The sequence below is a fragment of the Rhodococcus sp. no. 34 genome (genome assembly GCF_054589475.1).
Window position 1 is genome coordinate 363,278 of sequence record NZ_BAAILK010000047.1, and the last position, 13,063, is coordinate 376,340.

Sequence of the window (13,063 nt, forward strand, 5' to 3'; positions counted from 1 at the left end):
AGATCGCGGTGATCGAATGACTGCCTGCCGAATCGAAACTGTGGGTAAGGTTTGCTGTCCCTCCGACGAGTTCGACCGGGGCACCGATATCGACTCCACCGTCCTTGAACTGAATCGTTCCGCCAGTGGGCGTCGGGAAGACTGATGCGGACAGCGCTACTTGGTCACCGGTCGCAGCCGACCCGGAAAGGTTGACGAATGTTGTCGTCACCGAATCTGCTGCTGCGACTCCGACGATCTGTGGAGTTGACGTCGAGCCGGCAAATTCGGTTGTTCCGCTGTAGATCGCAGTTATCGAGTGCTGTCCGGGAGTTGTGAAGGTGGTGGTCAGCTTGACCTGGGCGGAGGTAACCTGCTGCGGCGCACCGAGATTGTTCGATCCGTCCTTGAACTGAACCGTGCCACCCGTCGGTGTCGGTGAGATTGTTGCGCTCAAGTCCACTGGCACGTTGATCGCCGAATTCTCGGGCGCGGTGACTGCAACCGATGTCGCAGTGCGTGCGGACTGGACCTTGATCACCTTGGGCGCCGATGTCGATCCGGAGACTCCGGATACGCCGCTGTATTCGGCAGTGACGCTGTGGTCGCCGGCCGTCGTGAACGTGTGTGGAAGCGCGGCGGTGCCGTTGACAACCGCGACCGGTCCACCGATCAGGTTGTCTCCGTCCTTGAACTGAACCGTGCCACCGGATGTTCCACCGGAAACGCCTGCAGTCAGGGTTATCTCGGTGCCTACGTATGTCGAGGCCGGTAGGTTGAGCTGTGTGGTCGAGGGTGCATCAGCACTCGATACTGCGATGGTCGCCAGCGCGCCTGCGCCACGATTGAGCCCCGATCCCGTTCCGTCCCGCGGAGAACACTTGGTCGGCGCCCACTGGGTTCCACCGAGAAAAGTTGCTTTGGCGAGCTGGGTACTGAAATTCTCGCTTGCGTTGTAACTTCCGGCGCTGCCGGACGTCCGCACCTTCGGAGTGATGGCCGTCCCGGCGGTGCCTGCGACGACGGTTACCTCGACGGCCGGCATCTGGAACCAACTGTCCCCGTTGCTGTTGGACGATCCGTCCAGATTCTTCTTGAGCTTGGGAGCACGGATTCCCCCTTCGCTGTTGGTGCTGTTCGAAGTGCCGTTGGCGATGACTTCGTTGTTGCCCGACAACCGAAGCAGAGGCCCTGCCGAATCGGCTGAACCCGACGTGTTGATCCTCAGCACGCCTGCCGGAACCCCATCGAGGTTCTTACCCGTGTTCGGCAGCACCGCGGCCTGAACGAATGTCGTGTTGTTCGGAATCTCGAAATCGAACTTCAACCTCGACAGATTGCTGGTAGTCGCACCGGAATCACTGTCCGGGTATGAAGCGGGGCCCGGCTGAATCGTGAATGTGAATGTCTCTCCGGATACCACTGTGGTCGGCGCATTGACGATGACGGAATCGTCTTTGGTCTTGTCGACGTTGATGGTCGCCGATGCGCGGCACGTACTTTTGAACGAGGTCGTGGTGGTCTGCGCAGCGGCCTGCCCACCACCTATAAGCAGCATCCCGGCCACCAGGGCAGCGCCGGTCAGGGGCGCGGCACAGTGCCGGAGCGTCGAGATGTGCATTGGTTCTTCTCTCGGAATACTCGAACAGAGCGAAAATCAGAATTGAAGCTGGACGCCCGTACAGTACCCGTCAAAAGTAGTACTTGTATCAGTTTTTTCGGACAAATACCGACAAAAAATCACGAATTGCCGATAGTTCCGCTAACGACCAATCATCGATTTGCGAAGAGTGATGCCCCTTGCGCCTGTGGGGCACAAGGGGCATCACATCATCGGAGAATCAGGAACCGAACGGCAGCGACAACGATCCGAGCGAACCGAAGTCACCGCCCCCGTTGCCGACGTTCACAACCGATGCAGTCGACGTGGAACCCGTGACACCCTGGGCGCCGCTGTAGACCGCGGTGATCGAATGGTTGCCGGTCGTGGTGAAGGTGTGGCTCAACACAGCCTGCCCACCGACAACATCAACGGCAGTTCCGATCGGAGTCGTTCCGTCGAAGAACTGGACGGTTCCCGACGTCGCGCCGGAAGAACTGACCACAGCCTTCAGCTGCACCGCCGTGCCGACCTTTGCCGAGGACGGAGCCGTCAACGACGTAGAGCTTTCGACATCCGACGGGGTCGGAACCGTGACATTGACGTCGACAGACTCCGCAGTGGACGACGTGAACACACCGGATCCACTGAATACAGCCGAGACTGCAAAGGTGCCTTCTGCTCCGAATACGTGCGGCAGCTTGGCAACTCCGTCCACAACCGCGACCGGGGCACCCAGATCGACTCCACCGATCTTGAACTGGACCGTTCCGCCGGAAGGCACCAGGGCGTCCGAGGGATCTTCGGACACTGTCGCGAAGAGATCAACAGGCAGTCCGACCTTGGCTTCACCCTGAACACTCAGCACCGTCTTTGTCGCCTTGTCGACCGGAGCCGGATCAGAGACCGTCACCGTCTGAGCCGACGCCGACGAGCTGACAAAGCCAGCACCGGCGGTGAAGTCAGCCGTAACACTCTGCGCACCAGCAACATCGAACGCATGCGACAGAGTCGCAACACCACCAGTCACCGTGACCGGAGAACCGATCGCAGTGCCGTTCGACTTGAACTGCACCGTACCGACAGCATTGTTCGGAGCAACGGTAGCGGTCAGATCAACCGCAGTACCCGTGACCGCCGTCGGGGGAACCGAGAGCGACGTCGTGGTCTCGACATCGACCGGAGCCGGATCAGAAACGGTCACCGTCTGAGCCGACGCCGACGAGCTGACAAAGCCAGCACCGGCGGTGAAGTCAGCCGTAACACTCTGCGCACCAGCAACATCGAACGCATGCGACAGAGTCGCAACACCACCAGTCACCGTGACCGGAGAACCGATCGCAGTGCCGTTCGACTTGAACTGCACCGTACCGACAGCATTGTTCGGAGCAACCGTCGCCGTCAGATCAACCGCAGTACCCGTGACCGCCGTCGGGGGAACCGAGAGCGACGTCGTCGTCTCCACATCCACCGGAGCCGGATCAGAGACCGTCACCGTCTGAGCCGACGCCGAGGAACTCACAAACCCTGCACCGGCAGTGAAGTCAGCGGTAACACTCTGCGCACCAGCAGCATCGAACGCATGACTCAATGTCGCAACACCGCCAGCCACCGTCACCGGAGTGCCGATCGCCGCACCGTTCGACTTGAACTGCACCGTACCGACAGCATTGTTCGGAGCAACGGTAGCGGTCAGATCAACCGCAGTACCCGTGACCGCAGTCGCCGGAACCGAGAGCGACGTCGTGGTCTCCACATCCACCGGAGCCGGATCAGAGACCGTCACCGTCTGAGCCGACGCCGACGAGCTGACAAAGCCAGCACCAGCGGTGAAGTCAGCCGTAACACTCTGCGCACCAGCAACATCGAACGCATGCGACAGAGTCGCAACACCACCACTCACCGTGACCGGAGAACCGATCGCAGTGCCATTCGACTTGAACTGCACCGTACCGACAGCGTTGCTCGGAGCAACCGTCGCGGTCAGATCAACCGCAGTACCCGTGACCGCCGTCGCCGGAACCGAGAGCGACGTCGTGGTCTCGACATCCACCGGAGCCGGATCAGAAACGGTCACCGTCTGAGCCGACGCCGACGAACTGACAAACCCTGCACCAGCGGTGAAGTCAGCCGTAACACTCTGAGCGCCAGCAGCATCGAACGTGTGGCTCAATGTCGCAACACCACCAGCCACCGTGACCGGCGAACCGATTGCAGTGCCGTTCGACTTGAACTGCACCGTACCGACAGCATTGTTCGGAGCAACCGTCGCCGTCAGATCAACCGCCGTACCCGTGATTGCCGTAGCCGGAACCGAGAGTGACGTCGTGGTCTCGACATCCACCGGAGCCGAAGCAATGCTGATCGTCGCGAGTGGACCTGCACCAGCGTTGAGAGGCGTGGTGTCCTTGTTCTCGCGAGGCGAGCACCGGGTCGGAGCCCACTGTGTACCAAGGAAACTCGCCTTTGCGAGCTGAGTGCTGAAGTTTTCGCTGGCACCGAGGTTGCCGGCCGCACCCGCGGTCCTCACCTTCGGCTGGATCACTCCCGTCGCACCAGCGACCATTGTTACGTCGACTGCGGGAAGTCGGAACCAGGTGTCTCCGTTGCCGTTTGTCGAGCCATCGAGGTTCTTCTTGGACTTCGGTACTCGAATTCCACCCTCCGAGTTCGTGCTCGTCGTCGGACTGTTGCCGATCACCTGGTTGTTTCCTGACAACCGCAGGATCCCGCCGCTGCCGTCGACATTGCCAGAATCGTTGACTCTGAGAACATTCGGTGCGACATTGTCGAGTCCGATGGAGGTACCTGCGACGACGGTAGCGGAAACGTACGTCGCATTGCTCGGGATGGCATAGTCGATTTTCAGACGTGACAAGTTCGTAGTAGTCGCTCCGGAGTCCTTGTCCGGATATGACGTTCCGCTCGGCTGAATTCGGTAGGTGAAAGTCTCGCCGGGCTGGACAGAAGCCGGGGCGTCGACCGTGATGAGGTTGTCGGTGACCTTGTGGACGTCTCCGATAATCGATCCGGCAACGCACGCTGTTTTGAAACCGGTGGTCGAGATAGCAGCTGACGCGGGCGTGCCGACCAGCAGCATTCCGGCGACCATGGCGGTTCCGGTTATGGGCACGGCGAATCGCCGCAACTGAGAGATTTGGGGCATGGGCACTTCCTTCGGAAGGGCAAACATGAGCAGTGGATTCGGACAAAACGTGTGCGCGCCGTCACAACATAACGAAAAAACTAGTACGTGTACTACTTTTGGCAAGACACTTGTCCAATTCACCCCGGACTCACCCTCGTATCACCAGACGCGGGATGGAAAAGCAGGGTATGGAAACTCGATTGAACGCAAAACTATCGCCAAAGCGGCCCATCGACAACGCTTTTGGTGGTCACCGCGCCAATCGGCGGGAAAAAGTTGATATTTCGTCAGTTCAGAAAAAGTTCCAAACCTACCAGTACGAAAGTACGAAAAGGGCCGCGACGGAGTCCGTCGCGGCCCTGATTGTGTTGGTTCAGCGTGTCAGCGAAGCACATCCGTGCCGACAAACGGCACCAATGCCTCGGGCACTCGCACCGAGCCGTCGGCCTGCTGATGGTTCTCGAGAATCGACACGATCCAGCGCGTCGTAGCCAAGGTGCCGTTGAGAGTGGCGGCCGTCTGCGGCTTGCCGTTCTCGTCGCGGTACCGAACTCCGAGGCGGCGGGCCTGGAACGTCGTGCAGTTGGACGTCGATGTCAGCTCGCGGTAAGTGCCCTGCGTCGGGACCCATGCCTCGCAGTCGAACTTACGCGCAGCCGAAGAACCGAGGTCTCCGCCGGCGACGTCGATCACGCGGTACGGAACGTCGATGGCTGCCAACATGTCTCGCTCCCACCCTAGGAGACGCTGGTGTTCGGCGTCGGCGTCCTCGGGACGGCAGTACGTGAACATCTCGACCTTGTCGAACTGATGGACACGGATGATGCCGCGGGTGTCCTTGCCGTAGCTTCCGGCCTCGCGGCGGAAGCACGAGGACCAACCGGCGTAGCGCTTCGGGCCTTCGTTCAGTTCGAGGATCTCGCCCGAGTGGTAGCCGGCCATGGGTACCTCGGAAGTTCCGACGAGGTACAGGTCGTCATCCTGCAAGTGGTAGATCTCGTCCGAGTGAGCACCGAGGAAGCCGGTACCGGCCATGATTTCCGGGCGTACGAGCACCGGCGGAATCATCATCGTGAATCCGTTGGCGATCGCCTTCTGCGCAGCCAACTGCAGCAGTCCGAGCTGGAGCATGGCCCCGTAGCCGGTCATGAAGTAGAAGCGCGAACCCGAAACCTTGGCGCCGCGTTCCATGTCGATCAGGCCGAGCGACTCGCCCAGCTCGAGGTGATCCTTCGGCTCGAAGTCGAACTTCGGAATCTCACCGACGTGTTCGAGAACGATGTAATCGTCCTCGCCGCCCGCCGGCGCACCTTCTTGTACGACGTTGGAAATCGCGCGGTGTGCGGCGTCGAGCGCGGCCTGCGCCTCGTGCTGCGCGGCCTCGGCTTCCTTGACCTTTGCCGCCAGTTCCTTGGAACCTTCGAGCAGTGCGGGACGCTCCTCCGGAGATGCCTGTCCGACCTTCTTGCCGAAGGCCTTCTGCTCTGCACGGAGGTTGTCTCCGGTCAGAACGGCAGCGCGTCGGGACGCGTCGGCTTCGAGCAGAGCGTCGACCAGTCCTGGATCTTCTCCACGGGTGCGCTGCGACTCGCGGACGATTTCGGGGTTCTCACGGAGAAACTTGAGGTCAATCACGACTTCGAACTTTACCCACTCACTGCAGCTCTCCGACGGTCACGTCCACGTCGGAGAGGGGGAGATCACGATTCGAGCAGACTCAGGTAGTCCTCGCGTCCGAACATCCGAGCCGCGTCGACGGCAGTCGGGTGTCCACCTTTCGGGTTGGCTCCCCCGCTCACCAGCGCTTTCACCACCGCATCCTCACCCTTGAAGACCGCTCCGGCAAGGGGCGTCTGGTTCTTGTCGTTGGGCCGGTTGACGTCGGCGCCGCGCTCGATCAGGGCAACGACGGCGTCAGCGTGACCGTGGTACGCCGCCAACATGACGAGCGTGTCGCCACTCTCGTTGGTCAGATTGACGGGAACTCCGGCATCGACGTACGACGCCAGCCCGGCTGCGTCACCGGTTCGTGCCATGTCGAAGAGCCGGCCCGCCAGCTCGACAGCCTCGGGATCGAGTGGGGTGTTTTCGCTCATGACTACAAAATACTCACAGACGCGATTGTGAGTTTTGTAGTGAAGGTTCGATATCGCCACGGCAACAGGCATGATGGAATCGATGTCCGAAGACAAGATCGAGAAGTCGCCAGATCCGGCAGATCCCCAGGGGACGCCGGCGAAGAAAACTGTCTCAGCGAGTCGCACCCGTCGGGTCCTGGCTGCTGTGGCGGTAGGTGCGGTGGTCGCCGCGATCGCAACGATCGCGATTTCCGGTGGATTGAACAAGGACGACTCGTCCTCGGTCAGTGTCAGTGGCGGCGGTCCCGCAGCGACGGGATCGACTCGCGACGACGCCTTCACCGCGGCTGCGGCCGGCGACTGTCTCAACTGGACGCCTGCGACCGAGTCGGGCGGAGACCGCACGGACATGTCGAAGGTTCAGTGCGGAACTGAACACCGCTTCGAGGTAGCCGGACCACTCGATCTCTCGGTGTTCCCGGGCGCCGAGTTCGGCCCCGGTTCCCGGTACCCGGGCGCCCTTCGGTTCGCCGAACTCCGCGACGAGCACTGCACACCCATCGTCATGTCCTACCTCGATTCGAAGTTCGATCCCAAGGGCAAGTTCAGCGTCGGCCTGATGTTCCCGAGCGAATCGGGTTGGGCTTCGGGTGAGCGCGCACTGCGTTGCGGCTTGCAGTTCTCGACCACGACCGGCGAACTACAACCGTTCGTAGGCCGCGTGGCGGACCAGGACCAGTCGAACGTGTGGGACGTCGGCACGTGCATCGGCATCAACCAGAACCTCCCGACCGATCCGGTCGATTGCGCGAAACCGCATGCATACGAGGTTATTTCGGTGATAGACCTCGGCACTCAATTCCCGGGCGCAATGCCGTCGGTCGAAGATCAGGACCGCTATCTCGAGGGCGTCTGCACTCAGGCGTCCAACGAGTACCTTGGTTCCGCAGACGCGCTTCGCGACAAGACGCTGACACTGTTCTGGGACAACATTTCACTGGAAAGCTGGTTGGCCGGCAGCCGCCGAGTCAATTGTTCGATCGGCAAAGAGGTCGAAACCGGCGGGTTTGCCGCGATCACCGGAAGCGCCAAGGGCGACATCCTGATCAACGGCGCCGCTCCGGTCCCGCCACCCGCTGCACCGGAAGGTCGGTCGTTGCCGACGCCGTTGCCCGGCGCAGCTCCGCCGTCGTAAGCCATGACGGTGACTATGACGCCCGACCGGTTCGAGGAACTGGTCGGCGAGGCGCTCGATCTGATTCCGCCCGAACTTGCCAAGGCAATCGACAATGTCGTGGTGCTTGTCGAAGCACGTGACGAGGAAGAACCGGGGCTGCTCGGTTTGTATCAGGGCGTCGCTCTGACCGAGCGGGATTCTCATTACGGTGGGTACCTGCCGGACACGGTCACTATTTTCCGCGATTCGATACTCGACATCTGCGCATCCGAGGACGAGGTTGTTCACGAGGTCGCCGTGACCGTCATCCACGAGATCGCGCACTACTTCGGCATCGAAGAAGACAGATTGCACGAACTCGGCTGGGGCTGAGGGCAAAGTCGTCCGATTTCGGGGGGAACCAAAAGCGGGCGGTAGGCATCAAAGTATGTGCGGGGGGATATCGACGGCTGTGCGCACGGCCTCCCGACCACTTATCCGCCCTGGTCAGGAAGGAGTTCGGCACTATGCACGTCGACCCTCAAGCCCTAGTTGCCGCCGCAATGGAACTCGAGTCCGCGGCGACGCGATTGCGCGGAATCGTCTCTACTGCGCAGCCGACGCTACGCGTTCTCCCAGCGGGATCCGAAGAAGTGTCCGGTAGCGCGGCAAATTACTTCAACACCATCTCGGGCAGCCTTGCCTCGTCCACCGATCGGGCAATCGAGGAGCTCACCGCGGCTGCGGCAGCTCTGCGCAAGAATGCAGCTGCCTACGAGCTCGAAGACCAGCTCACCAAGTCCAGCCTGGCAGCCGCACCGATCTGATCGACAGAAATCGAGCTCGGTAACTCGGCAACACAGTCACACTTCCTGGGGGGAAGAACAATGGTCGGCATCACCGGCGTCATCTGGTATCCACGGGGCGCAGCACCCAACTCCGCAGCACTGGTCGCCGGAGCCGGGCCGGTCCCTCTCGGCGTGGCGGCCGGAGCCTGGTCCACCGTGTCGTCCGGACTGACCGACACCGCTGCGTCCATCTCTCGCGTGATGGCGGATCTTCGCACCGGGTGGTCCGGAGAAGCAGCGGATGCCGCATTGAGTAAGTTCGCGCCGTTTCAGGAATGGGCTGCTGCTGCCGCGTTGCTCGCGGGAGAAACTGCAGGTAAGGCCCAGGTGCAGTCCGGTTCGTACACGGTTGCCACCCTCGCCATGCCGTCCCTGGCCGAGATTGCAGCAGTTCAAGCGGCCAAGGTCGCCGCGTACTCCATCGGCGGTGCCCTGGTCGGCGGTGCCGCTGCAGCCGAGGCTGCCGAAGAAGCTCTCAAAATTCGAGCGGCGGTGACAATGGAAACGTACGACGCCGCAACGGCCCATCTGGCCGTGCAGCAGAACTTCGACTCACCACCGTCCATCGCGGAACCCACAGCTGGGGCATCCGCTTCGGCCGAAAGCCCAGGCAGCGCCGCACGACAGTCCGTCGTGCAAGCGGCATCCACGCTCGCTGACGCAATCGCGGATCCCGTGCGCGCCGCCACCGCTGCTGTCGCATCCGTAGTTTCCAACCCGGTATTTGCCGCCGCTGCCTCACAGGCCGGTGCCATCTCCGGTGGAGTTGCCACCGCAGCCAGCGCCACCACCACCGCAGTCACAGGCGCCACCACTGCCGCATCAGCTCTCGCGACGGCAGGAGCAGGACTCACCGGACTGGGCGGCGCGGGACTCGGCGGCGCAAGACTCGGCGCTTCCACACCATCACTGTTCGGCACCCCGTCGGCAAGCCGGGCACCGGCACAGGTCAGCGCAGCTTCCGCGACTACCGGAACCGGAGCAATCGCGGGCTCGTCGTCGAGCAGCAGCACCGGTCGGCACGCTCTTCCTGATCCCTCCACCGGCCAGAGCGCCTCGCGCCAGAACCCCGTGACCTCGCCGGTTCAGGGCACCACAGATACCGTCAGGGTGGATCCGGCCCGAACCGCAGGCGGATCTGCGCCGATCGCCGGCGGCCGTCATGCGGCCCAATCTGAAGACGAGACCGAGCACGACACACCCGATTACCTGAAGCACTTCGAGCACTTCGCCGACGGCCGAACAGTCATCCCGTCCGTGATCGGTGGCGCACTCGAAACTGCAGAGCATTGATGGTGGACCTCGGCACCTCACCTGATGGGTGGAATTTACCTGTCGTCGCCCTGTCACAGGACGAAATCGACTATGTACGTGAGCGACTCGGGCTCGATGCGCTTCCCGTGGTTCTCGGTGGCGCGACGGTTCACGCCAGTGCGAGCGCTCACCGTATGGCGATGCAGTCCGCGGCAGATTCGCTCTCCGAGCGCGATCTCCTCCCCGGCGGGGAGATCCATCACGAACTCAGTGCCCGCCTGCGCGTCCTGACCCACCCCAAATGGGAGTTGGCGCTGCGTCGGCATGTCGGTGGAAGGATTTCACGCCTCTGCGTCGCACAGGGCGAGTTCCTTTGTGTCGAAGCGACTTCAACCGATTCTTCGTTCGCATTGTGCAGCGTCACCGCCGAACCAGCTGCACCCGTTGTCACCGCGCTCGGCAGCGCCGAAGCAATGCCGATTGCCGTGATCAACGCACCGACCGAGATGCTCAGCCTGGCATTCGGCGCCGGCCCGGATGCAGACAGCGTGAGCTCGGCCTTGATCAACGCCGGGATACTCGAAGATGACGCACGCCAACTGGGTAGCGCAATCGTCACATGCACCGCCTTCGCCGAATTGGTTGGAATACCACACAGTTTGGGAGCGACGACGCTCATGACCGGCGCAGTGACTGTGTACGACACCTTGGCCGGCCGGCTCGTGGGTTCGACTACTCGGGCTGCCGACGGCACCGAGTGGACGTCCATCAGTTCCGGAACATCCCATCGCCTCCGACAAGCCGTGAACGCTCTGGTAACGGAACTCGAGGAATCGGCGCCGGAGACTTCCGGGTAACCTCGGGGCGTCCCTTCAACGCCCGGAGCCTTACTTCAGCATGCAGTTCTCGCGTCAACCGTCGTCACCGGGCGAACAAGGCTCGGTCGCCACGATCGACCGGCCGAACGAAGAACGGGCAACAACACCGCACCGACAAGACCTGAACGGACTGCGTGGCCTCGCCATCGGTTTGGTGGTCGTGTTCCACGTGTGGTTCGGACGGGTATCGGGCGGGGTGGACGTCTTCCTGGTTCTGTCCGGATACTTCTTCGTCGGCTCACTGGTTCGACGCGCCGAAGCCGGGGGTTCACTCAACCCGGTCCCGGCACTGCGGCGGGTGTTTCTGCGGCTGTTCCCCCTGATCGCGGTGGTCAGCATTTTGACCGCACTGGGGACCGCGTTGCTGCTGCCACGCACACGCTGGGCCGATCTGGGCGATCAACTGATCGCGGTGCTCGGGTTCTTCCAGAACTGGCAGCTCGCCAGCACCGCAAGCGACTACCTGGCCGCCGACGGCTCGGTCACTCCCCTGCAGCACCTGTGGTCGATGGCCGTACAAGGTCAGTTCTATCTCCTGGCCATCGCACTGGTCTCCGTGATCGCTTATGTCGCTTCACGCGTGAATCCCAACTATTTCCGCCCGTCACTCGCGGTCACCCTTCTGGTTCTGACCGCAGGATCTTTTCTCTACGCACTCGCCAAATCTTCGCGTCACCAAGCCTGGGCGTACTACGACTCCGGCGCCAGGTTGTGGGAATTGGCCCTCGGTGGTCTGCTGGCCGTTCTGATGACCAGCACACGCAGTCGGCAGATCGCATCCCTGCCGTTCTCGGTCAGAGCAACGATCGGCTGGGCGGGGCTTTCGTCGATCCTGTTGTGCGGCATAGTGCTCGACGGCGCCCAGCAGTTCCCCGGCCCGTGGGCGCTGGTGCCGGTGCTGGCCACTCTTGCGCTGATCCTGTCCGGAGTCGGCGACGACACGCCTTGGACGTCGAAGACGCTTGCCCATCCGGCACTGACGTGGCTCGGCTCGTTCGCATTCGCGCTGTACCTGATTCACTGGCCGATTCTGGTGTTTGCACTCGTGATCACCGGACGCCCCGAAGCCAGCCTGCTCGGTGGGGCACTGATCATCGCCCTCTCCGTCGCGGGGGCGCTTGCACTCCGGCGCCTGGTCGAGGTTCCGGTGGAGCGCGGAGGCCGCTCGCGCCGGTACACCGTCCTGGTATGCGTCGTCACCGCTGCCGTGGTCCTCGCCGCTTCGGTCGCCTGGCAGTCGTACGCGAGCAGCCAGACGACGGGCCAGCGGGCGGTCGACACCCTCGACCTCCCGACCCATCCCGGCGCACTCGCGCTCACCGACGGTGCCGAAGTACCCAAGGCGTCGATGGTTCCCTCGATCTTCGATGCGCCACTGGACCTTCCGGCCAGTACGCTCGACGGCTGTATCGCCGATTTTCTCGAGCGGGACGTCGTCCACTGCACCTACGGCGACGCCGATGCAGACAGAACCATCGCGCTCGCGGGTGGTTCGCACTCCGAGCACTGGCTCACTGCGCTCGACGAACTCGGCAAGAGTCACGGGTTCCGCGTCGACACGTACCTGAAGATGGGCTGCCCGCTCACCATCGACTCCATGCAGACGTTGTCGGACAACGACTATCCGGATTGCGTCGACTGGTCGCGTGGAGTGCTGACCGAGTTGGCCACCGCCTCACCCGATTTCGTGTTCACGACGGCAACCAGGCCGAGTTCCGACGGCCCTGGTGACGTGACGCCCGAGTCGTACGTTCACGTCTGGCAGGAACTGGAGCGCGACGGTATCGACGTACTCGCCATCCGCGATACCCCCTGGCTGCACCACGACGGCGTCGCCTACCGCGCGATCGACTGTCTGGCGACAACCACGTCACCCGATCACTGCGCGATGCCACGGTCCGAAATGCTCAGCGACGTCAATCCGGCGCCGTCGGCAATTGCCGATCTGACCAACGTCCGCCTACTCGATCTCAGCGACGGTGTGTGCGGACCGGAGCTGTGCCGCGTCGTGGAGGGAAATGTGTTGGTGTATCACGATTCCCACCACCTGACAGCCAGCTACGTGAGAACGCTGTCCGCTGAACTAGGGCGCCAACTAAGCGTCCAGACCGGTTGGTGGTGA

10 protein-coding genes are annotated in these 13,063 nt (G+C 62.3%); 6 read left to right on the plus strand and 4 right to left on the minus strand.

The window, feature by feature from the left end:
* The 4 genes from ACYP01_RS27375 to ACYP01_RS27390 all read right to left on the minus strand — a co-directional run.
* On the minus strand, nucleotides 1–1,600 hold a 1,600-nt coding region (locus ACYP01_RS27375), incomplete at its 3' end, for an Ig-like domain-containing protein (protein ID WP_459683174.1).
* Nucleotides 1,601–1,820: 220 nt separating this feature from the next.
* Nucleotides 1,821–4,745, minus strand: coding sequence for an Ig-like domain repeat protein (locus tag ACYP01_RS27380; protein WP_459683176.1), 2,925 nt, complete (start codon nucleotides 4,743–4,745; stop codon nucleotides 1,821–1,823).
* A gap of 363 nt (nucleotides 4,746–5,108) precedes the next feature.
* The gene (serS, locus tag ACYP01_RS27385) at nucleotides 5,109–6,362 is read right to left on the minus strand and encodes a serine--tRNA ligase (protein ID WP_007736032.1); all 1,254 of its coding nucleotides are present in this window, start codon (nucleotides 6,360–6,362) and stop codon (nucleotides 5,109–5,111) included.
* Between the two features lie 65 nt (nucleotides 6,363–6,427).
* Nucleotides 6,428–6,823, minus strand: a complete 396-nt coding sequence (locus ACYP01_RS27390; RefSeq protein ID WP_047272770.1) for an ankyrin repeat domain-containing protein — start codon at nucleotides 6,821–6,823, stop codon at nucleotides 6,428–6,430.
* Between the two features lie 70 nt (nucleotides 6,824–6,893).
* On the opposite strand from ACYP01_RS27390, the gene ACYP01_RS27395 reads away from it, so the two are divergent.
* The 6 genes from ACYP01_RS27395 (at nucleotide 6,894) to ACYP01_RS27420 (ending at nucleotide 13,063) form a co-directional block, all read left to right on the plus strand.
* Entirely contained in the window at nucleotides 6,894–8,000 is a 1,107-nt protein-coding gene (locus ACYP01_RS27395) for a septum formation family protein (RefSeq protein WP_003945397.1), read from the plus strand.
* A gap of 3 nt (nucleotides 8,001–8,003) precedes the next feature.
* Nucleotides 8,004–8,354, plus strand: coding sequence for a metallopeptidase family protein (locus tag ACYP01_RS27400; RefSeq protein WP_007736028.1), 351 nt, complete (start codon nucleotides 8,004–8,006; stop codon nucleotides 8,352–8,354).
* Nucleotides 8,355–8,488: 134 nt separating this feature from the next.
* Nucleotides 8,489–8,788: a PE family protein gene (locus ACYP01_RS27405; protein ID WP_003945399.1), complete on the plus strand. Its 300-nt coding sequence runs from the start codon at nucleotides 8,489–8,491 to the stop codon at nucleotides 8,786–8,788.
* Nucleotides 8,789–8,848: 60 nt separating this feature from the next.
* Complete coding sequence (locus ACYP01_RS27410) at nucleotides 8,849–10,102, plus strand: PPE domain-containing protein (protein WP_459683181.1); 1,254 nt, start codon at nucleotides 8,849–8,851, stop codon at nucleotides 10,100–10,102.
* Nucleotides 10,102–10,920 (plus strand): ESX secretion-associated protein EspG, encoded by an 819-nt coding sequence (locus ACYP01_RS27415; RefSeq protein ID WP_459683183.1) that lies wholly within the window; start codon nucleotides 10,102–10,104, stop codon nucleotides 10,918–10,920. Before ACYP01_RS27410 ends, ACYP01_RS27415 begins: the two co-directional genes overlap by 1 nt.
* A 40-nt stretch (nucleotides 10,921–10,960) precedes the next feature.
* Entirely contained in the window at nucleotides 10,961–13,063 is a 2,103-nt protein-coding gene (locus ACYP01_RS27420) for an acyltransferase family protein (protein WP_459683185.1), read from the plus strand.

Coding starts and splice junctions, on each gene's coding strand:
- ACYP01_RS27420 (WP_459683185.1), top strand. CDS start 10,961: ATGCAGTTCTCGCGTCAACCGTCGTCACCGGGCGAACAAGGCTCGGTC.
- ACYP01_RS27395 (WP_003945397.1), top strand. CDS start 6,894: ATGATGGAATCGATGTCCGAAGACAAGATCGAGAAGTCGCCAGATCCG.
- ACYP01_RS27410 (WP_459683181.1), top strand. CDS start 8,849: ATGGTCGGCATCACCGGCGTCATCTGGTATCCACGGGGCGCAGCACCC.
- ACYP01_RS27380 (WP_459683176.1), bottom strand. CDS start 4,745: ATGCCCCAAATCTCTCAGTTGCGGCGATTCGCCGTGCCCATAACCGGA.
- ACYP01_RS27400 (WP_007736028.1), top strand. CDS start 8,004: ATGACGGTGACTATGACGCCCGACCGGTTCGAGGAACTGGTCGGCGAG.
- ACYP01_RS27405 (WP_003945399.1), top strand. CDS start 8,489: ATGCACGTCGACCCTCAAGCCCTAGTTGCCGCCGCAATGGAACTCGAG.
- ACYP01_RS27390 (WP_047272770.1), bottom strand. CDS start 6,823: ATGAGCGAAAACACCCCACTCGATCCCGAGGCTGTCGAGCTGGCGGGC.
- ACYP01_RS27415 (WP_459683183.1), top strand. CDS start 10,102: ATGGTGGACCTCGGCACCTCACCTGATGGGTGGAATTTACCTGTCGTC.